The 22,685-nt window shown below is 28.7% G+C and carries 19 protein-coding genes; all 19 read left to right on the top strand.

The annotated features are described in order from the left end of the window. A partial coding sequence (locus Q0K19_RS12170; RefSeq protein ID WP_297248314.1) for an electron transfer flavoprotein subunit alpha/FixB family protein occupies window positions 1-716 on the top strand: 716 nt, incomplete at its 5' end. 233 nt (window positions 717-949) lie between these two features. Then, on the top strand, window positions 950-1,480 hold the full coding sequence (gene hpt, locus Q0K19_RS12165; protein ID WP_297248312.1) for a hypoxanthine phosphoribosyltransferase: 531 nt from the start codon (window positions 950-952) through the stop codon (window positions 1,478-1,480). Between the two features lie 914 nt (window positions 1,481-2,394). Continuing rightward, window positions 2,395-3,009 carry an ATP synthase subunit E gene (locus Q0K19_RS12160; RefSeq protein WP_014489168.1) on the top strand — a complete coding sequence of 205 codons (615 nt, stop codon included), beginning with the start codon at window positions 2,395-2,397 and terminating at the stop codon, window positions 3,007-3,009. An 11-nt stretch (window positions 3,010-3,020) separates the two neighbouring features. Then, a complete protein-coding gene (locus Q0K19_RS12155) occupies window positions 3,021-3,857 on the top strand; it encodes a DUF2764 family protein (protein ID WP_297248309.1) in 837 nt (278 codons plus the stop codon). 28 nt (window positions 3,858-3,885) lie between these two features. After that, window positions 3,886-5,649: a V-type ATP synthase subunit A gene (locus tag Q0K19_RS12150; protein WP_048596126.1), complete on the top strand. Its 1,764-nt coding sequence runs from the start codon at window positions 3,886-3,888 to the stop codon at window positions 5,647-5,649. Beyond that, window positions 5,642-6,967: a V-type ATP synthase subunit B gene (locus tag Q0K19_RS12145; protein WP_014489166.1), complete on the top strand. Its 1,326-nt coding sequence runs from the start codon at window positions 5,642-5,644 to the stop codon at window positions 6,965-6,967. The genes Q0K19_RS12150 and Q0K19_RS12145 overlap by 8 nt, the downstream gene beginning before the upstream one ends. A gap of 24 nt (window positions 6,968-6,991) precedes the next feature. After that, window positions 6,992-7,591, top strand: coding sequence for a V-type ATP synthase subunit D (locus Q0K19_RS12140; protein ID WP_014489165.1), 600 nt, complete (start codon window positions 6,992-6,994; stop codon window positions 7,589-7,591). After that, on the top strand, window positions 7,588-9,456 hold the full coding sequence (locus Q0K19_RS12135; protein WP_297248304.1) for a V-type ATPase 116kDa subunit family protein: 1,869 nt from the start codon (window positions 7,588-7,590) through the stop codon (window positions 9,454-9,456). The genes Q0K19_RS12140 and Q0K19_RS12135 overlap by 4 nt, the downstream gene beginning before the upstream one ends. A gap of 56 nt (window positions 9,457-9,512) precedes the next feature. Next, window positions 9,513-9,980 (top strand): V-type ATP synthase subunit K, encoded by a 468-nt coding sequence (locus Q0K19_RS12130; protein WP_008721414.1) that lies wholly within the window; start codon window positions 9,513-9,515, stop codon window positions 9,978-9,980. A gap of 137 nt (window positions 9,981-10,117) precedes the next feature. Further along, the gene (locus tag Q0K19_RS12125) at window positions 10,118-11,881 is read left to right on the top strand and encodes a dynamin family protein (protein ID WP_297248302.1); all 1,764 of its coding nucleotides are present in this window, start codon (window positions 10,118-10,120) and stop codon (window positions 11,879-11,881) included. Further along, the gene (locus Q0K19_RS12120; protein WP_297248300.1) at window positions 11,874-14,177 is read left to right on the top strand and encodes a dynamin family protein; all 2,304 of its coding nucleotides are present in this window, start codon (window positions 11,874-11,876) and stop codon (window positions 14,175-14,177) included. Before Q0K19_RS12125 ends, Q0K19_RS12120 begins: the two co-directional genes overlap by 8 nt. Before the next feature lie 14 nt (window positions 14,178-14,191). Further along, window positions 14,192-14,602, top strand: coding sequence for a hypothetical protein (locus Q0K19_RS12115; protein ID WP_297248298.1), 411 nt, complete (start codon window positions 14,192-14,194; stop codon window positions 14,600-14,602). Window positions 14,603-14,696: 94 nt separating this feature from the next. Beyond that, window positions 14,697-17,699 (top strand): ATP-binding protein, encoded by a 3,003-nt coding sequence (locus tag Q0K19_RS12110; RefSeq protein ID WP_297248296.1) that lies wholly within the window; start codon window positions 14,697-14,699, stop codon window positions 17,697-17,699. 1 nt (window position 17,700) lies between these two features. Continuing rightward, entirely contained in the window at window positions 17,701-18,270 is a 570-nt protein-coding gene (locus Q0K19_RS12105; protein WP_297248294.1) for an HNH/ENDO VII family nuclease, read from the top strand. A gap of 24 nt (window positions 18,271-18,294) precedes the next feature. Beyond that, window positions 18,295-18,690 (top strand): SMI1/KNR4 family protein, encoded by a 396-nt coding sequence (locus tag Q0K19_RS12100; protein WP_297248292.1) that lies wholly within the window; start codon window positions 18,295-18,297, stop codon window positions 18,688-18,690. A 167-nt stretch (window positions 18,691-18,857) separates the two neighbouring features. Beyond that, window positions 18,858-20,237, top strand: a complete 1,380-nt coding sequence (locus Q0K19_RS12095) for a tryptophanase (protein WP_297248291.1) — start codon at window positions 18,858-18,860, stop codon at window positions 20,235-20,237. Window positions 20,238-20,258: 21 nt separating this feature from the next. Further along, on the top strand, window positions 20,259-20,843 hold the full coding sequence (locus Q0K19_RS12090) for a hypothetical protein (RefSeq protein ID WP_297248289.1): 585 nt from the start codon (window positions 20,259-20,261) through the stop codon (window positions 20,841-20,843). Then, on the top strand, window positions 20,809-21,573 hold the full coding sequence (locus tag Q0K19_RS12085; protein WP_297248287.1) for a sodium-dependent transporter: 765 nt from the start codon (window positions 20,809-20,811) through the stop codon (window positions 21,571-21,573). Before Q0K19_RS12090 ends, Q0K19_RS12085 begins: the two co-directional genes overlap by 35 nt. A gap of 114 nt (window positions 21,574-21,687) precedes the next feature. Continuing rightward, entirely contained in the window at window positions 21,688-22,281 is a 594-nt protein-coding gene (locus Q0K19_RS12080; RefSeq protein ID WP_297248285.1) for a DUF1349 domain-containing protein, read from the top strand. The last annotated feature ends 404 nt before the right edge of the window (window positions 22,282-22,685 follow it).

Below are 22,685 nucleotides of genomic sequence, written 5' to 3'. Positions count from 1 at the left end.
CAACTACTTTAGGAAGAGACTTAGCTCCTAGAGTATCTTCAAGAATCTCTACAGGACTTACTGCTGACTGTACAAAATTAGATATAGATGATGAAACTAAAGTTTTCGGAATGACAAGACCTGCATTCGGCGGAAACTTGATGGCTACTATTGTTTGTCCAGACCACAGACCTCAAATGGCTACTGTAAGACCTGGCGTAATGCAAAAATTAGCTAAAGAAGAAGGTAAAAAAGGTGAAGTTGAAGTATTACCTTTAACTATAGATACTTCTAAAATGAAAGTTAAAATCTTAGATGTTGTAAAAGAAACTACTAAGAAAGTTGATATTACAGAAGCTAAGATATTGGTATCTGGTGGTAGAGGTGTAGGTTCTAAAGAAAACTTCAAGAATCTTGAGGCTGTAGCTTCTAAAATCGGTGCTATCGTTTCTGGTTCAAGAGCTGCTGTAGATGCTGGATACATAGAGCAGGCTAGACAAGTAGGTCAAACAGGTAAAACAGTAAGACCTAATATATACTTCGCTTGCGGTATTTCTGGTGCTATTCAGCACATGGCTGGTATGGAAGAATCTGAATACATTATTGCTATAAACAAAGATAAAGATGCTCCAATGTTTGGAATCGCTGATTTGGGTATAGTAGGTGATGTTAACAAAGTACTTCCTCTATTAGCTGAAGAATTGGCAAAAGCTATAGAAGCTAAAAAAGCTAATTAATTTAAGCTTTTAATATAAAACAAAGCCGATGGATAAAATATTTTATCTGTCGGCTTTTTGTTATATAAAGTGTGATTATATATTTTATTTTACACAATCCATAAAAACTTCAATAAAACAATTTCTTTTGATGTAATAATTCTAATCTTAAAATATATTTTTATTTTTAATTAAACATTATTTTATACGATAATATATCAAATAATTACTATAAAAAAATTAAGGAATAATGTATGAGAAAAGATGAGCATATATCAAAAGTACTTATATCTGAAGAAGATATAAATAAGAAAGTTAAAGAATTAGCAGAGCAAATCTCTAATGATCTTAAAGATAAAGAAAACATACCATGCATAATAGGACTTTTAAAAGGTTCTTTTATATTCATTGCTGATTTATCAAGACATATTGATGTACCTGTGGAAATTGATTTTATGATAGTATCTAGTTATGGAAACAATAAGATAGGTTCTGAAATTAAAATACTCAAAGATGTTGATATACCTCTCACAGGAAGAGATGTTATTATAGTAGAAGATATAATAGACACAGGTTATACTTTAGAGAAAATATGCGAAGTATTAAAGACAAGAAATGTTGCTTCTCTCAAAATATGCACACTTTTAAATAAACCTTCAAGAAGAAAAGTTGATATAAAGATAGATTATAATGGTTTTGATATAGAGGATGAATTTGTTGTAGGATATGGAATTGACTATGCTCAAAAATACAGAAATCTTCCATACATTGGAGTAGTTGAATAAAACTAGATTATTAATCTATTCACCGCACGCTAAGAAGATTCATAATTATAATGAATTTATAATTTTTACTTTATTATATATACTGAAAATTTTTAACTTTGTCAACTGATGCACAAAAAAGTAGCTATATCCTCGACAAGCTTGGATACGCTTTGCGAAAACGCAATTGCTAGAACTTTATATTAAAAACATGCCTATTAAATATAGGATATAGCCTAAAAATGCAGTCTTTTTGGTTCTCGCCGCAGGCGTACTTCGTATGTGCCAACAAAATAACTGGGGGTGTGGGGGCAAAGCCACCACAAACAATAAAATTGAAAAAACTAAAATTGACAAAATATATTTGTTTAGGTATATAATAGAAAATTAACCGTGCGTTGAGTAGATTGCAAATTTAAAAAAACTTGGGTGGGTGCCAAAAAATATAATCTAAGTTTTAAAATCTTAATAAAGTTTTAATCAAAAATAAGTTATAAAGTCTTAAAGGGCGGGACTCTAAATAAATTTCAAAAACTAAATTATTTAAAATATATTTTATATAAATAAAAAATTTTAAAATTAATTTATAATATTTAATCACTCTAATTAATCTTATTAAAAATAGTATATTCTCTGCTAATATAAAATATTAGTAGTATTATATAAATTTATGATATAAATATATATTTATTTCTTTTGCTAGTTTTTTAATTTAAACTTAATTATTGTTTTATGTTATTTATTTGTTAAAAAATGTTACAATATTATCAAATATTAATACCTGCAATACCTGAATTAAAAAAATAATCTATATAATTATTTTATGTATTTTGCTTGATTTTTTTAAAAATATTGATAAACTAATAAAATAGTGTTTTTGGAGAAAATTTTTAAAATTTCTATAAATCAATTTATAAAAAAGTCAAGGAGTTATTATGGCTGAAGAGAAAAAATTAGACTCCCTTCTTGAACGCATATATCAAGACGGTGTTGAAAAATCCAACAAAAAAGCTGATGAAATAATCTCAAATGCTAAAAGCGAAGCTGACAGAATTATAAAAGAGGCAGAAGCAAAATCAGAAGAAATTATTAAAGAGGCAGAAAGAAAGTCAGAGGAGCTAAAGAAAAATACAATAACAGATGTTCGTATGGCAGGCGAGCAGTCAATCAGTGCTTTAAAACAAAGAATCAAGGATTTAGTAACTGCTAAAGTATTAGAAGACGGACTTAAAGGTGCTTTTGCAGACACTTCATTCTTAAAAGATTTAATTCTTGAAGTAGTAAAAAAATGGGATATCGCTTCAAGTAATTCAGATGTAACAGTATATTTCCCAGAATCAAAGAAAGCTGATATAGATGCATCTTTCGAGAAATCTATAAAAAGTGCTATAAATAACGCTACTATTAATTTTGATAAGAAATTATCTAACGGTTTCAAAATCGTTCCTGAAGGCGGAAATTATCAACTTCAATTTACAGATGAAGATTTCGTAGAGTTCTTCAGTGATTATATCAAAGCAAAAACGGAAGAAGTAATATTTACTAAATAAGAGGAGTGAGTATGGGATCATATTATTATCTTATCTCAGGTCTTCCCGAAGTTAAACTTTCTGACGCTAAGGCTAAGTATGATATTAATGAAATTACTCAAAGCATATTATCTAGTTTAAGTGCTAAAGATGCTAAATTTTTCAAGTATTTAATTTATCAAAATGATAATAAAAATTTAGTAAGTGCTATAGCAAAACAAAAGGGATTATTTACTCCTTATATAGAACATATAGAACCATCAATATTCAGCAAAGAAGAAATGCAGAAATATTCAAGCATATCAAATTTACCATTATATATGAGCAAATTTTTAGAAGACAGTAAGAATGTTGAATGGGAAAATGCAAGACATATAGAAAATACTCTTTTAAATTTGTATTATGAAGAGATGATACAAAGCGGTAATTCATTTATAAAAAATTATGCTTTATTTATGAGAGATATGAAGAACGTTCTTGCTGCTTTAAATGGAAGAGCTTTAGGTTTCAGCAGTGATGAGATAGCAAAAGAACTTATAGGAGATTATTCTTTGATATCTGCATTAACAAAATCTACAGCTTCAGATTTTGGAGTAGGCAGAGAGATACCATACATTAATACTATTGTTGAAACATTCAATTCATCAGATAAAGCAGATCCATATAATATGGAAAATATAGAGTGTTCTTTAGTAAGAGAATTTTTAGAGAAACTTACATCTATAAAATCTTTCACAACAGATAATGTTTTTGCTTATTATATAAATCTTACTTATGCTGTTAGTATAAATGGAAGAAACGAAGAGGAAGGTAAAAAACATTTGGAGACGCTAATAGGTTCATTAAAAGAAAAAGCGTCTGCTATGTAATGTATGTATAATTAATTAGGAGATAGAAATGACTAAAGGTAAAGTAACTGCTATTATATCAAACCTAATTTCAATAGAGGTAGACGGTCCTGTTTCACAAAACGAGATATGTTATGTATCTTGCGGTAATGCGAAACTTATGGCTGAGGTTATTAAAATATCAGGTACTAGTGCTAGTGCTCAGGTATTTGAATCTACTAGGGGTGTAAAATTAGGTGATGCCGTAGAGTTTACTGGTTCAATGTTAGAGATTGAATTAGGACCTGGACTTTTAGGTAAAAACTTTGACGGACTTCAAAATGACCTTGACAAATTACAAGGTGTATTCTTAGAAAGAGGTAAATATAATGATCTTTCTGAAGATAAAGAATCAACTTATGACTTTACTCCAATTGCTAAAGTAGGAGAGGAAGTACAAGCTGGAGATTGGATTGGTGCTGTTAAAGAAGGTTGGATTGACCATAAAATAATGGTTCCTTTCAAATTTGAAGGCAAAGGTGTTGTTGAAAGCGTTGCTTCAGCAGGCACTTATCATTTACAAGATACACTAGCTGTAATCAAATCAGCTAATGGTGAAAAAGTAAATGTAACAATGATACAAACTTGGCCTGTAAAACTTACTATTAAAGCTTATAAAGAAAAGCCAAGACCTTTCAAACTATTAGAAACAGGTGTAAGAACTATAGATACATTTAACCCAATTACTGAAGGCGGTACAGGATTTATTCCGGGACCATTCGGAGCAGGTAAAACAGTATTACAGCACGCTTTAGCTACTAACGCAAACGCTGACTTGATCATAATGACAGCTTGCGGTGAGAGAGCTAATGAGGTAGTAGAAATATTTACAGAATTCCCAGAACTTATAGACCCTAGAACAGGAAGAAGTTTGATGGAAAGAACAACAATCATCTGTAACACTTCTAACATGCCGGTTGCTGCCCGTGAAGCTTCAGTTTATGTAGGTATGACTATAGCTGAATATTACAGATCAATGGGACTTAAAGTTCTTCTTCTTGCTGACTCTACTTCTCGTTGGGCACAGGCTTTGAGAGAGATGTCTAACAGACTTGAGGAATTACCAGGACCAGATGCATTCCCTATCGACTTGCCAGCTATTATTTCTAGTTTCTATGCTAGAGCAGGTTTCGTATACTTAAATAACGGAGAAACAGGTTCTATTACATTCATAGGTACAGTATCTCCTGCAGGCGGTAACTTGAAAGAGCCAGTAACAGAATCTACTCGTAAAGCTGCTAGATGTTTCTACGCTTTATCACAGAAACGTGCTGACAGTAAGAGATATCCTGCTGTTGACCCATTAGATTCTTATTCTAAATATATTGAATATCCAGAGTTCATAGAATTCTCAGATACTAATATAGAAAAAGGCTGGGCTGATAAAGTAACTAAAGCAAAAGATATTGCTAGAAGAGGACAGGAAGCTAATGACCAAATAAGCATTCTTGGTGACGACGCAGTACCTCTTGAATACCATCAGCGTTTATGGAAAGCAGAACTTATAGACTTCGTTATCTTACAGCAAGACGCTTTCGATAAAGTAGATAAGAACTGTCCTATAGAAAGACAAAAAGAATTATTAAATCAAGTTATGAAAGTTGTAGAAGCTGATTACAGATTTGATGATTACAGCGAAGTAGGTACTTATTTCAAAAGACTTATTAACGCATTCAAACAGATGAACTATTCTGTATATCAGTCTGATGATCACAAAAAATACACAGCTGAGATGGAATCAATATTTGCTGAAAGGAGTATAACACATGCCTAAAGCATTTCAAAAAGTATATACAAAATTAGTACAGATCACTAAAGCAACTGTATCATTAAGAGCAGAAAATGTTGGTAACGATGAGATGGCTCTAGTAGCCGGCAGACCTGCTCAGGTTGTAAAAATGATTGGAGATATTGTTACACTTCAGGTTTTCCAAGGTACTGAAGGTATACCTACTAACGCTGAAGTTGTATTCTTAGGCAGACCTCCTAGACTTAAAGTAAGCGAACTTCTTGCAGGAAGATTCTTCAATGCTTATGGTGAGCCTATTGACGGAGGTGCAGAAATTGAAGGTAAGGAAGTAGAAATCGGAGGACCTTCTGTAAACCCTGTTAGAAGAAAACAGCCTTCCGAACTTATCGCTACTGGTATTGCTGGAATCGACCTTAACAATACTCTTGTTACAGGACAGAAAATACCATTCTTCGCAGACCCAGACCAGCCTTATAACGCAGTACTTGCACAGGTTGCTTTGAGAGCTGAAGCTGATAAGATCATTCTTGGAGGTATGGGACTTTCTAACGATGACTACTTATCATTCAAAAATACATTCACTGAAGCTGGAGCATTAGATAAAATTATATGTTTCATCAATACTACTGATGACCCTCCAGTAGAAAGACTTTTGATACCTGATATGGCTTGTACAGCTGCTGAATATTTCGCAGTTGAGCATAAGCAGAAAGTTCTTGTTCTTCTTACAGACATGACGCTTTATGCTGACGCTTTGGCTATCGTATCTAACAAGATGGACCAAATTCCTTCTAAAGACTCTATGCCAGGTTCTTTATATTCAGACCTTGCTAAAATATATGAGAAAGCAGCTCAGTTCCCAGACGGCGGATCTATTACTATTATTGCTGTTACTACTCTTAACGAAGGTGATATTACTCATGCGGTACCAGACAACACTGGTTACATCACTGAAGGTCAGCTTTATTTAAGACGTGACTCTGATATAGGTAAAACAATCATTGACCCATTCAGAAGTCTTTCACGTTTGAAACAGTTGGTTATAGGTAAGAAAACTAGAGAAGATCACCCTGCTGTAATGAACACTTTAGTACGTCTTTATTCAGATGCTGCTAATGCTAAAATGAAAAAAGAAAACGGATTCGACTTGACTGAGTACGATGAAAGATGTTTGAAATATGCTGCTGAATATTCTGAAAGATTATTAGCAATAGACATTAACATAAAAATTGATGAGATGTTAGAAACTGGTTGGGAATTGATGGGTAAATACTTCAGTAAAGCAGAAGTAGGTGTAAAAGAATCACTTGTAGAAAAATATGGTAAATGGACTAACAACTAATTTTTAATAAAGTAGGTACAAAATATGGCATTAAAGTTTCAATACAATAAAACGGCTCTTCAAAACCTAAGACGTCAGCTTTCTATACGTGAGAAAGCATTGCCTACTTTAAAAAGTAAAGAGGCAGCTCTTCGTCTTGAGGTGAGAAAGATTACCGCTGAGATTGAATTACTTAAAGAAGAATACCAAAAGTTAGTTAAAGAAAATCAAAACTACAATGGTTTTTGGACTGAATTTCCTGAGATAGTAAAAATCAAAAAAATTAATTCCGAGCTTAAAAATATTGCCGGTGTTAAAGTGAATATACTTTCTAATATAGATTTTGCTATTGAAAATGTCAGCCTCTTTAATATGCCTTCTTGGATAAGACTTGCCATAAGTATGTTTGAACGCCTTATGACTATTCAGGTAAAAATTGAAATGACTGAGGCTAGATTAAATGCTTTGGCTTATGCTAGGAAAAAAACTACTCAGAAAGTTAACCTTTATGAGAAAGTACAGATTCCTGAGTATAAAACAGCTATAATCAAGATTAAAAGGTATATGGAAGACGAGGATAATTTAAGTAAGTCTTCTCAAAAGATAGTAAAAGAAAGAAACAGAGCTAAGGAGGCATCTTTATGATTAGAAAAATGAAGAAACTCTCTCTCTTTGTCTTTCATGAGGATAGGGAAAAAACTTTAAGCGATTTGGCATCACTTGGACTTGTGCATATTGAAATTGCTAATGGTGTTTCATCTGAAAATATAGAAAATATTTCAAGTAAGAAAAATGATGCTTTAAGAGCTAAAAATATTATTAATAATGCTTTGGCTGATGCTAAAAAAGCTAAAAAAGATGTTTCTAATGTAAAAGCTGATAATTTATCAAAAAAAGCTAATGAAGTTATAGAAAATGTTATATCTACTTCTCAGGCTTCTGATAAATTGAAAGCTGAAAGAGATATGCTTAAAAAAGAATTATCTGTTATAGCTCCTTTCGGGGATTTTAGTTTTGATAAAGTTAATGGCTTAAAAGAAAAAACAGGCTATAATATTCTATTCTACAGTGCAAATGCTAAAGAGTATAATGACTATAATTTCTCTGAAGTTAAGGATATATTTACTTATTCTATCAAAGAGGAAGCTGGAAAAGTTTATTTTGTTGCTTTCAAAAAAGACGGCAGTGAAGAGACTATTCCTTTCGATATAGTTAATATGCCTTCTCATTCTTATAGCGAAATAAATGAGAAAATAGCTAAGCTTGATAAAGAAATAGAAAATAATGATACTGAGATTATAAAAAATCAGGTATTTATAGAAGCTATTAATAAAGAAATAGATAATCTTAATATATCTAATCATTTTGAAGAAGCTAAAGAAAGCTTTATAGCTAGCGAAGGCACTGAAGGAAAAATCCTTTATGTAGAGGCTTATGTTCCTAAAGATAAAGAAAGCGAAGTTAAGTCTGTACTAGACAGCAAGAAAATAGCTTATATAATGGAAGATCCTTCAAGAGATGATAGAGTTCCTGTTGAGCTTAAAAATAATAAGTATTCAGGTGCTTATGAGCTTATTACAAAATTATTCCAATTACCGAATTATTTCGAGATAGATTTAACTCCTATGATAGCAGTTTTCTATCCGTTATTCTTCGCTTATTGTTTCGGTGATTCAGGTTATGGTATAGTATTAACTATAGTAGCTTTAATAGGCTTATTTACAGTATTAAAAGGACAATTAAGAGGAGTAGGCATACTTGCTTTAACATTAGGTATATGTACTACTATTATGGGTGTTATAAACGGAGGAAGTTTCTTTGGTGTAAGCATACCTTCAAATACTCAAATACCTATATTTGCCACTTTAAGTAAGTATTTAATAATTACAGACTTAAAAGAAAATTGGTTCTTAACTCCATTTAATACAGCATTACTTATAGGCGTACTTCATATATGTTTCGCTTTATTGGTAGGCGTTATAGACAGAATTAAAACTAGCCCTATAGGCGATATACTTGGTGCTATAGGTAAACTTCTATTCATACCGGGACTTGTTTTATGGTTCTTGGGCGATATGCAGAAAATGGAAGTTATAAAACAATTCAGCACTGTATATTATGCTTTAATAGCTGTTGGTTTGGTATTCTTAGTAATACTTTCTAATGTTGGTAAGAAGCCTGATGTATTAAACTCTATACTTGGAGTTTATTTTGCGGCAACTGGTATAATGGGTGATACACTTTCTTATATACGTTTGTTTGCTTTAGGTGCATCCGGTTCTATATTGGCATTGGTAATAAATCAGATAGGTATGAGTTTCAAAGCTATTCCTGGTGTTGGTGTAGTGATAATGGTTGTATTCCTTGTAGTAGGTCATATTGCCATCTTCTTACTAAACATACTTGGTGCTTTGGTACACCCTTTGAGATTAACATTTGTAGAGTTCTACAATAACGTTGGTTTTGAAGGCGGCGGAAAAGAGTATAAGCCTCTCAAAAAAGCGGCTTAATTAGTTTATATAAAAAATAATTAAAAAGAAAATAATCTAAAAAAGGAGATTTTATTATGGGTTTTACAATGAACACAGCACTTTTATTAGGATATTTAGGTGCAGGATTAATGGTAGGTATGTCTGGTATTGGTAGTGCAGTTGGTACTTCTATTTCTGCTATGACTACAGTTGGTGCTTTAAAGAAAAACAAAGATGCTTTCGGTAGCTGTCTTGTTTTAAGTGCCTTACCTGGTACACAAGGTCTTTATGGTTTCGCAGCTTTCTTCATTATGCAGCCTTATCTAACAGCTGACATAAGCATATTCCAAGGTGCTGCTATATTAGGTGCTGGTATCGCTGTTGGTTTAGCTTGTATGGTTTCAGCTATATTCCAAGGTAAAGTTTGTGCTAATGGTGTTGAAGCTATAGGTAATGGTTATGATGTATTTGGTAACACTATCATCGTTGCTGTATTCCCAGAACTTTACGCTATCGTTTCTTTCGCTACAGCATTCTTAATCAGCGGTGTTTTAGGTGCTTAATTAAGTAATTAATAAAAGTGAATAAATAAGAATCCGTAGGAGTGATAACAACTCTTACGGATTTTTTATTGTTTTTAATAGTTTTTTATTTGATTTTTTATGTATTATAATATAAAATATTGTTGTAGGAGATAGGTATGAATATTCAGGAATCTTCTGTATCTAGTAATTCATGGTATATTTTAGGTATTATATTTGTTATATTATTATCAATTATATTTATTATTTTTATTATATATTTAAAAAATAAACATTATATTTCAGAATATTTGTATCATAATAAAAAAAAATATACTACATCTTTTAAAAGATCTATAATAAATTTTTTTCATTCTGTAATTCCATGTATAGTGAAAAAATATCATAGTAATGAAATATATTATAATCTAAACACTAATTGTAAAATTAGGTATATTAATGATAGACTTATATTATTAAGATTTGCATTTAATGATAGTAAACTAAATAATATGAAATCAAATTTTAGATCATCTTATTTGTATTTATTAGAATATTATTTAAAAGATTTATATAAAAATACTGCTTTGAATATATTCTTAAAAAATTACAGCAATGCTTTAAATATAGAATCTAATTTTAATGAAAATAATAATATTCTATTTTGTGTAAAACAAATATATAAGATAGTTAAAGGTAAAAATGATAAGTTTAAGAATATCCCATTTATATATAAAAACTATAGATTTAAAATGATTTTTCTATTTGAGTTATTTTTTATTAGATATTTGATAGGTTCAGAAAATGATAATTATGATAAAATTAATAATTTAATAGATGATTTTATGCTTTCATATAAAGAAGAAATTCTGCTTGCAAAATTTTTACATATATTAAATTCTAATAATATAGAGAATATATATGATAAAGTTAATAATCTTATATCTTCATCTGATAATAAATATTTAAAATATGCATCTAATAATTTATTAAATAATATAAAAATAGTAAGTGATTATTTTTCTTTGCCTGTCTATAATATAGGAGTATTTGCCCTTATGAGTGCAGGAAAATCTACACTTTTTAATGCTTTGTTAGGTATGAAGTTTATACCATCAAGACGTAAGGCTTGTACAGCTAAGATAACTTCTATTAGTGATAATATTAATTTAAATAGTCAAGAAAAATATGGAGGATATTATTCCTCTATTGATGAAAGTTATATTTTTTCAAATAATATAGATGAGCATATCCTTAATAATTGGAATGATGATAATAATATAAATAATGTATTTTTAGAATCTAATATATTTGGTTTAGATAATAAATTATTATTTATATATGATACTCCAGGAGTTAATAATTCAACAAACGAGGAGCATGCTGCTATTACTAAAAGATTTTTAGAAAATAATCTAATTGATTTGTATATTTATATTGTAACACTTAAAAAATTAGAAAGTATTGATAATGATAATTTCTTAAATAATATTTATAAAGTTTATAATAAAAAATCTAAAATCATATTTTTAATAAATATGATCGATGAAGTAAATTTTAATAATGGAGATAGTATAGAAGAAAAAATTAATGAATTTCAACAATATTTAAGTAAAATTGGTTTTACAGATATTATTATTATACCAACCTCATTAAAAGCAGCTGAAATATGCAAAAAAATTATTAATGGATATAAAATAACAATATTTGAAGAAAGTGATTTTATAAATTTTTATAAAAAATTTAAAGATGATAAAATGAATTTACCTTTGTATGTTAAAAATTATAATTTATATATTGATTCAGAACATGTATGTGATGATAATAATGTAAATGTAATAGTTGATAATAAAGAATATCGTATATCTGATATATATAAATTAATAGATAGAACTTCAATTAATTTAATAAAAAACATTATAAGGAGTATTGTAAATGATTGAAATATATATAGAATATAATCCTTTTTCATTAGAGTTTATAATACAGCAAGATGGTAAAGATTTTTATAAAGATTCTAAAATACATAAATATAAACAATCCAGACTTCAAAACTGGGTGGATAAACTTATTCCTGAAATATATAAAGTGATAAAATCAAAGTTCAATTTAGTTTTTAAAGGTACTATATTAGATTATGAAGATATTCAAGAGGAAGCATCAAAATTCAATGAACTGAAAAATAAAGAAATAGTAACATTGTCATATATAGAAATAAGAACAGTAAATGATAGACTTAAAGAATTAAAAGAACTATTTAATTATATGCAGGATACAGCACCTTTTGAAGAATTGAAAACAAAAGATGTAATAAAAAAGTTTGATAAGGCTATAAATAGAGAATTGGAAATAGCTGCTATAGCAACTATAAGTGCTGGGAAATCTACATTAATAAATTCTTTATTAGGAAAGAAGCTGCTTCCAATAAAAGAATCATCATGTACATCAACTATTATAAAGATAAAAGATGTTAAAGGTGTTAAAAATATTACTGCATGTTTTAAGGACAATGACAATAATGTAATAGAAACAATTGGAGATGCTGATTATACTGTTATGGAAAAATTTAATTCCGATAGCAGAGTTTCTTATATTGATGCTGAAGCTGATATAAAATTTATTGAAACTAATGATATGAATGTTGTATTATTAGATACACCTGGACCTGATAATGCTAAAAATGAAAAACATAAAGAGAAAACTTTTTCTGTAATTAAAGAAAAAGAGCCTTTAATTATATATATTTTTAATGCATCAGATTACCGTTCGGATTCGGATAATTTGCTTTTGGAAAGTGTTTCTGAAGTTATGAAAAAAGATGGTAAGCAATTTCAAGATAGATTCATTTTTGTTTTTAATCAAACTGATTTATTTGATATTGAAAATAGAGATTCTATTAAACAAACATATTATGATATTGTTACTTATTTGAAAAATAAGTATGAAATTAATAATCCTAATTTATATTTAATATCCGCCAAAAATGCTATGGCTATAAGGCTTATGAAATATGATAAGAATCATTTTGATGAAGATTTAGAAAGTTCAATACATAAGTATGGCAGACTTACTAATGCATTTGAAGATTTTCATCTTTCAAATAAATATTGTTCTATTAATATAAGCGGTAAAGAAAAAATAAAAAATATGCTTGAAAATGCTTTAGATGATAATGATAAATTATTAATTCATACTGGAGTCCCTGCTCTTGAAATAGGAATAAATAATTATTTAGAAAAATATTCTATGCCTGAAAGAATAAAGAATGCTGTTGATACTTTTATAGGATACATAGAAGAAAAAAAAATTGTTAATAATATAGCCATTGAACTTTCTAATAATAAAAAAGATCTTGAGATTTTTAGAGAGAAAATTTCTTTTGTAGAGAAGCAGATTGAATCAGGAAAAAAAGGGCTTGACTTCAAAGAAAAAATAAAAAAGTTAGATATTTCAGATAAAATAAAGAATGATATGGAGGAATTAAGAGTAAAAATTGGGGAAAGTATTGGTAATGAAGTATGTAGAATTACAGAAGAAGTTACTAATAATAAAGGTATTGGCAGATTTTTTCTTGATATTTATGAGCTTATATTTAATTTAGGACATAAATATTCAAAAAAAGAGAGAAAATATATAGTTGATAAAAAAAGAGGAAAGATTTATGAAGAAAAAATAATGAAGTCATTAAGTGATTTAGCTATAAAATTTAAAATAGATTTAGAACATATTATGACTGATAATATAGAAAAGGTGTCAAATGATATATTTGAAGAATATAAATCACATATTAAATCACTGCTTGAAGAATTAAATATCGATGGTTTTAATTCTAATTTACATCATATTGATGATATATTTAATCAAGAGATTAATAATATGAAAAAAGAATTTGATAAATATGTACTTCCTAAAGAATTTAAATGGTTTGTATTTGTTAGGCTTGAAGATGAATTTAATATTATGGAGTATAATGGAGAAGTATTGGCAAATGTAGTAACTAATATAGAAAAATATTGTGAGGAAGAAAAAGAAAAAATATTAAATGAGGCTGAGAAATTAAAGTCATATTATTTACTTCAGATAGAAAATTTAAACTCTTTATTAAATAAAAAGATGGCAGAGTTAAAAGATATGGTTTCTTCAGAAGTAAATATGCAGGAGCATATTGAAAAAAATAAAAATAGTCAGAAATGGATAAATGATTTTGTGGATAGATTAAATTTTATTATAGAATTATAATAAAGGAGGTATATATGAGTAAATTTGAGCCTAATAATTATTTAAAAGAAAGCGTGGAAAAAAGAGACTTTTTATCTCTTCATAACATATTGTATTCCATACTCAATACAGATAAGTCATTTTCTACTACTTATTTTGATGATACGCTGAAATATATAACAGATAGAATTCCTGATTTTGTAAAAGAAAATGATAGGCAGGAATCTTTTAAAGATAACACAGAGTGGGATTATGATTATTGGATAAGAATAGCGGCAAGTTTAAAAGATAATTTCACTATGGAGAAGGTTGAGCTTTTGAAAAGTATGAGTAAGAAACTATATCCTATTAAAGAAAAAGAATTCAGATTTTCAAAGTATCTACCCATTGCAGTAATATTAGGAGTAATTGCAATGGGGTTATTAGTACTTTTGGCGAAAAAATAAATGAAAAAAAAAATAAATTAAAAATATTAGCCGAAGTTGCTCCTACAGAATTAAAGAAATTAGCAGGAAAAATATTTAATAATAAGGAATAATTATGTCAGAAGAATTATCAAAACAAAATAATGATGTAAATAATAATGGGGATGAAAACAATCTTTTTAAGATTATAGAAAATGTTGATACTATCGTGATGAAAAAGTATTTAGCCAATCTTGTAAATTATGATGTAGTTCCTTTAGATGAAGAAATTGATAAAAAAGAAATCGGAGAATATTTAAGATTTTATAAAATTAATAGTATAGTATTTGAAAATAAAGAGAATAATCAGCTTAAACTTTCATCAGTATTTCACTCTATATATAATACTAATTCTTCTATTATTACACTTGTAAAAAGTAATGGAGTAAAAACTGATTTTTATATAGGAGTAAAAACTTTTTCTGAAACTCTCCATAGTTCTTCTGAGGTACTTGAGAAATCTATAAAAGGTATTTTTTCAGGAACTTCTATAGAAGACATTGACAATGATGAAATGAAACAAATAATTGAGGAGTTATCAAATGAAAATAATATTGTATCCTCCTGTTCTTCAATTTCAGGAGTAAGGAAGATTGATATTGAAGATGATAATAATTCATTTACTCAGGGCATAGAGAAACTTATAGATGCTATGAAAGGCGAGGAGTATAGTATAATTATAATATCTGATCCAATAGTTCAAAATGAAATATATTCTATAAAAAATGATTATGAAATCATTTACAGCCAATTATCAACATTGAAATCTTCTCAGTTAAGTTTTTCTACTAGTGAAAGTGAATCTGTAACTAATACTATTACTAAATCTGTATCAAAAGGTACATCAGAAGCATTGTCAAAATCACACACTACTACAGGATCAGTAAGTATAGGAGGGTATTTTAGTCCTATAAAAGCGGATTTATCTCAGTCTTTTGGTTTATCAATATCAGAATCAAGTTTTGAAAGTAAGCAGGAAGCAGAAGCTGAAGCAAAAGGAAAACAGATTGGAAGCAGTAAAACGGTGCAAATTACATCCGAAAACAAAACAATAACTAATATATTAAAAGAGATAGATAAACAATTAGAGCGTATAAATGAATGTGAAGATGTAGGTGTATGGAGAAGTTCGGCTTATTTTATTTCGGAATATGCTCATACTAATAGGGTTGTCTCAAGTATATATCAGTCTTTAATAAGAGGGGAAGGTTCTTCTGTTGAAACAAGTGCTATAAATTTATGGACTAATGATAATGAAAATAAAAAAGAGGTTTTGAATTATGTATCGAAAATGCATCATCCTATTTTTAGACTTACAGATCAGCCTTCTAATAAATTACCTCTAGTTTCTCCGGCAGTTGTTGTCAGCAGTTTAGAAATGTCTATACAATCAGGATTTCCTCAAAGAAGTGTGGCAGGTATCCCTGTTATTAGATATACTCCTTTTTCAAGAGAAATACTTTCTTATGATAAGATGGATAATTCAAATACTATTAATTTAGGAAAAATATTCCATTTAGGAGAAGAAGAAAACACTGAAGTTAATCTTAATATACAAAGTTTAGCATCTCATACATTTATAACAGGTTCAACAGGTTCTGGAAAGAGTAATACAATTTATAAAATGATAAAAGGACTTGCAGATAAAAATATTAATTTTCTTGTAATAGAACCTGCTAAGGGTGAATATAAAAATGTATTCGGGTATAGAAAAGATGTTTGTGTATTTGGGACTAATCCGGACTATACTGAACTTTTAAGAATTAATCCTTTCAGCTTTAATAAAAGTATTCATGTTCTTGAACATATTGACAGACTTATAGATATATTCAATGTTTGCTGGCCTATGTATGCAGCTATGCCTGCAGTTTTAAAAGAAGCTGTTGAGAAATCTTATATTGATACTGGCTGGGATTTAGATATGTCTGTAAATAAATACGGAGATAACATATTTCCTAATTTCGCAGATGTTTTGAATAATCTCAAAAAAGTTATAGAATTTTCTGATTATTCTCAGGAAGTAAAAAGTAATTATATTGGATCATTGGTTACAAGAGTAAGATCTCTTACTAATGGTATAATAGGGAGAATATTATCATCTAAAGAAATAGATGATAATATATTGTTTGATAAAAATGTTATAATTGATTTAAGCAATGTATATGCAACAGAAACTAAATCAATTATAATGGCTATACTTATAATGAAGCTTTCTGAATACAGAACATCATCTCAAGCAATGAATCAGAAATTAAAACATGTTACTATATTAGAAGAAGCGCATAATATATTAAAAAGAACTTCTACAGAACAAGTTAGTGAGAGTGCTAATTTAGTAGGAAAATCAGTTGAGATGCTTTCAAACTCTATTGCTGAAATGCGTACTTATGGAGAGGGATTTATAATAGCAGATCAGTCTCCAGCTATGGTAGATATGTCAGCTATAAGAAACACTAATACAAAAATTATTTTAAGACTCCCAGAATATTCAGATAGGAAAATGGTAGGAAAAGCAGCTGGACTTAATGATGATAAAATAGAAGAATTGGCTAAACTTCATACAGGTGTTGCGGCAGTTTATCAGAATAATTGGATTGATAGCGTTTTATGTAAAGTTGAACATTATAATATTATTGAAGAAGGAAAATCATATAAGATAGAAGATAAAAATTTTATAAATAATAGAATTAGTAAATCAGATGTGCTTAAATCTTTAATTCAAAAATCATTGAATGAAGATATTGATAATAGTGTTACTGATTATTTAGATGATGTTAATATTGCTGAGTCTGTGAAAATTAATATTAGAGAAGTATTTAATAGTGAAAGATTTGATAATGAAAAACTTCCACAAGTAATATATAATATGTTGAACATCAATGATATATCTATGAATAGTTTGGATATTATAACTTTACATAATGATATTGTTAGAAATATTGAAAATATATATAATGGGCTTGAAAGTAAATATATTTTAGAGGCTGTGAATTTAATTTTTATCCATGCTAGTAATATTAGAAATATTAAAATGGATAAATATAATGAATGGAAGAAAGAATTTTACAAGGGAGTTTAATATGTTTGAAAGAATATCTGATAATTTAGAGGCAAAAAAATTAAATATTGATGAAAGAACTTCTGTGAATGAAATAAAAAATAGTAAAGAAACTTCTAGAGAGATTAGAGATCAATTTGTTAGAAGTCCTGAAGAAACTAAAAAAATAGAAGAAAATAGTCCTTTTTCAAAAGAGATTAATGATAATATTAGAAGCAAAGAAGAATTGGATATATATAAAAATGCTCCATTAAAAGAGGGGGAGGTTAATGGAAAAGCAACTCTTGAAAGAACTGATATAGATTACAAGCAAATAGATGAAGATATTGGGAAGACAAATTTAGAATTAATGAAAGATGGTTATGCCCCTTTAGATAAAAATGGTAATCCTATAGAGCTTCATCATATAGGTCAGAAGTCAGATTATCCTTTAGCAGAGCTAACTAAGCAAGAGCATAGAGGAAAAGAAAATAATACTATTCTTCATGATGTAAAAAAGGAATCTGAAATTGATAGAGATAAATTTAATAAAGAAAGAAGTGATTATTGGAAAGCAAGAGCAGAACAAGTAGAATCACAAATAAAGTCTTAAAAATAAAATTATAGGAGCTAATATATGAACAAATTAAAACAAAAACTTATTGAATTAAATATTTATAAAGATAGAAATGTAACAGATGATGATATTAAAGATTTAGAAACTAAACTTAATTTAAAATTAGATAATTCTATGTATGTTTATTTAAAAGATATATGTTTATTTAGTTATAAAGATAAAGAATTTTTTGGTCTTGGAGTTAAAGGCTATAGAAATATATTAAATACAACTTTAGAAGAAAGAGAATTAAATGATAGTTTTCCAAAAGATTGTTTAGTTTTGCAAAATGTTGGAGTTGATGGACTTTTAGTATTGGTGAATACTAAAGGACAAGTTATAGAATGGACTCCTTCAGGACATAATAAAATAATATCTAATAATTTAGAAGATTTTTTGATTAATGAATTAAAATAATTTTTTATATGAATTTTAAATCCGTATTAGTTTTTAAAAGGCTATTCGGATTTTTTGTTTTTTAATAAAATTTAATAAATTACATAATTGATTTTTTTTTACGTAATGGTAATATATTTTTTATTATAATAAAAATAACTAAACTAAACTAAATTAAAGGAGTAAGTATGAAGAAATATATTGCAGAGCCATTTAGAATTAAAATGGTAGAGCCTATAAGAATGATTTCTAGAGAAGAAAGAGAAAAAAAAATAAAAGAAGCTAATTACAATGTATTTGCTTTGAAAGCTGAAGATGTTTATATTGATTTATTAACTGATTCAGGCACTGGGGCTATGAGCGATAGACAATGGTCTGGAATTATGATGGGCGATGAATCATACTCTGGAAGCAGAAGTTATTTTCATCTTATGGATGTTGCTAAATCTATATTCGGATACAAATATTTTCAGCCTGTTCACCAAGGAAGAGCTGCAGAAAAGGTATTGCTTCCTAATATAATTAAAAAGGGTCAGTATTCTATTTCAAACATGCATTTCGATACAACAAGAGGACATGTTGAATTAGCAGGCGGTATAGTTGTAGACTGTGTTTGTAAAGAGGCATTGGATACAGAGAATTATTTTGATTTCAAAGGTAATATGGATGTAGAAAGACTTGAGAAATTGATAAAAGAGTATAAGCCTGAAAATGTTGGTATTATTATAATGACAATTACTAATAATACTGCAGGAGGTCAGCCTGTATCTATACAAAATATTAAAGAAACTTCTGAAATAGCTAAGAAATATAATATACCTCTTATTATAGATGCTGCAAGATATGCTGAAAACTCTTATTTTGTTAAGCAAAGAGAAAAAGGCTATGAAAATAAATCTATAAGAGAAATAGTAAAAGAAACTTTCCAATATGCTGACGGATTTACTATGAGTGCCAAAAAAGATGCTATAGTTAATATGGGCGGATTAATTGGTATAAAAGAAAATGACGCTTTATTTGAAAAAGTGAAAATATCTACTATTCCTAATGAAGGTTTTGTTTCTTACGGCGGATTATCAGGAAGAGATTTGGAAGGTCTTGCTATTGGTTTGGAAGAGGGATTAGATGTTGATTATTTGCATTATAGAATAGGACAGATTGAATATTTAGGTGATATATTAAGAGAAGCTAAAGTACCATTCCAATATCCTGTTGGAGGACATGCTTTATTTGTAGATGCTAAGAAAATGCTTCCTCATATTCCTTATTATGAGTTTCCAGGACAGGCTTTGGCTATAGAGTTATATAGAGAAGCTGGAATAAGAGGCTGCGATATAGGTTCTTATATGATGGGAAATGATCCTAAAACTGGAAAACAATTAGAAGCTGAATTGGAGTTAACAAGATTGGCTATACCTAGAAGAGTTTATACTCAGGCACATATGGATGTTGTAGCTGAGGCTTTGATATCAATAAGAGATAGGGCTTCTTCTATAAAAGGATATAGAATAACTTGGGAGCCTCCTATATTAAGACATTTTACTTCCAAATTAGAGCCTTTATCTTAATAAAAACTAAGCGGGTTATATATGAAAAAAGAAAGAGAGAATTTCAGCGGTTCTATAGGGTTTATTATAGCTTGTATAGGTTCAGCAGTTGGAATAGGGAACGTTTGGATGTTTCCATGGAGAGTAGGACAATTCGGCGGGGCAATATTTCTTATATTATACTTTTTCTTTGTTATTGCTTTAGGTGTAGTAGGTTTAATAGGCGAGTTTACATTAGGCAGAATGAACAAAACAGGGCCTATAGGTTCTTTTGAAAATGCTTTGAAAACTAAGAATAAAAATTTCGGCGGTATAATAGGAGTTATCCCTATGTTGGGATCACTTGGTATTGCTATAGGTTATTCTGTAGTTGTTGGCTGGATATTAAAATATACTGTAGGTTCTATAGACGGCAGTTTATTTAGAGAAACTAATATTGCAGCATATTTTGGGGAGCTTGTAGGTGATTTTGGAAGCGTACCTTGGCATATTATGGGAATAGTTATTTGTGTTCTCATATTAATAGGAGGAGTATCTAAGGGAATAGAACTTGCTAATATGGTTTTTAATACCTCTATTTTATATATTATTTATGATATTATTAGTGAGGGTATTAACTTTACCTAATATAAAAGATGGAATAGATTATTTATTAGTTCCTGATTGGGAAGTTTTGTCAGATCCAAAAGCTTGGGCTATGGCACTTGGTCAGGCATTATTTTCTCTGTCTTTAGCTGGAAGCGGAATGGTGGTGTACGGTTCATACTTGAAAGATGATATAAATATACCAAAGGCTGCAATTCAAACAGCTATTTTTAGTTCTTTGGGTGCTTTATTATGTGCTTTTGTAGTTATACCTGCTGTATTTGCATTTGGAATAAGTGCTAAAGCAGGTCCGCCTTTAGTATTTATATCAATACCTTTAGTATTTCAGAAAATGCCTTTTGGTTATTTTTTCTCTATACTATTTAATATATCAATATTATTTGCAGCTGTTTCATCTTTAATAAATTTGATGGAATGTCCTATTGAAGCTTTAGAAAATAGATTGAAATTATCAAGAAAGGCTGCTGTTATATCTATTGGTATCATTATGATAGCTGTCGGTATTTTTATAGAAAAAGCTGAGAAAGTAGGATCATGGATGGATTTTGTTTCTGTTTATATTGTTCCTACAGGGGCTATGCTTTCAGGTATAATGACTTTTTGGATTTTCAGAATGAAAACTTTCAGAGAAAATGTAGAAAAGGGTATGGATAAACCTTTGCCTAAGTGGTTTGATTTTATGTCTAAATATGTATTTGTTGGGGTATCTGTTTTGATTTTAATATTAAGCATAACATTAGGCGGATTCTAATGAATATATAATTTATTAATAAGAAGGTTAGGTTATTATGCCTAACCTTCTTATTAATAAAAATTGACAAATAGAATAACTTTGTTAAAATTATTTTTATTTAAAGAGTTTTTTATGAATAAATATTTTTTAGAAGAAGAGCTATATTGGATTAGAAAGCCGAAAGATATATTAATCGATGATAAAAAAATAGAAATATATACAGAACCTAATACTGATTTATGGCAGAGAACATATTATGGTTTTAGAAATGATAATGCTCCAATACTTCAAACAAAAACTAAAGAAAAATATTTTTCATTTATAGTGAAAACTGTATTTGAAAGTAAGCATCGTTTCGATCAATGCGGAGTTTCTATTTATATAGACAGTGAAAATTGGTTTAAGGCTTCTATAGAATATGAGAATGAAAATTATCAGCGTTTAGGAAGTGTAGTTACAAATAATGGTTATTCCGATTGGGCTACTCAGGATATATCAGCTTCTATAAAAGAGATGTACTACAGATTAAGCAGAAGGGAAAGCGATTTTTTAATTGAATACAGCGAAGACGGAATAAATTTCAAACAAATGAGAATATTTCATTTATTTAAAGCTGATGATGAAATACCATTTGGAATATATGCATGCAGTCCTGAAAATTCATCTTTCAAAGCAGTATTTTCAAATATGGAAATAACAGAATGCAAATGGCTTGAACATAAATAATTATTTTATAATAATATTAAGTAATATAAAGGTTTAATAAATTTACAGATGCATACTCTAACTATATAGAATTTTCTATAATGTAAAAAATAGTTTGGAAAAGTAAGTGTAAAATTAACTGTCTATTTTTACAGCTTTTGAATATACTGAAATGATTTCATTTTACAAATCAATACACATTATATAGTTATTATCAACTTTTTTGCCATACATGCCTACATACATATAGTAAAGTTCGTCAAGTACTTTCTCGCATATAATAGGCGTTTGATAAGATGAACTGTTCCGTGCTAAGCATACCGAGCTTGTTGAGGTAGAGCTAGTAGATTGACATAACAAAGAAAATTAATTATACTATATAAAAATACTATTAACGAGGTGATATATGGAGAATAATATCAGTA

It is taken from the genome of uncultured Brachyspira sp., assembly GCF_944393015.1.
GTDB lineage: Bacteria > Spirochaetota > Brachyspiria > Brachyspirales > Brachyspiraceae > Brachyspira.
This window is presented reverse-complemented; position numbering and strand designations above follow the sequence as displayed.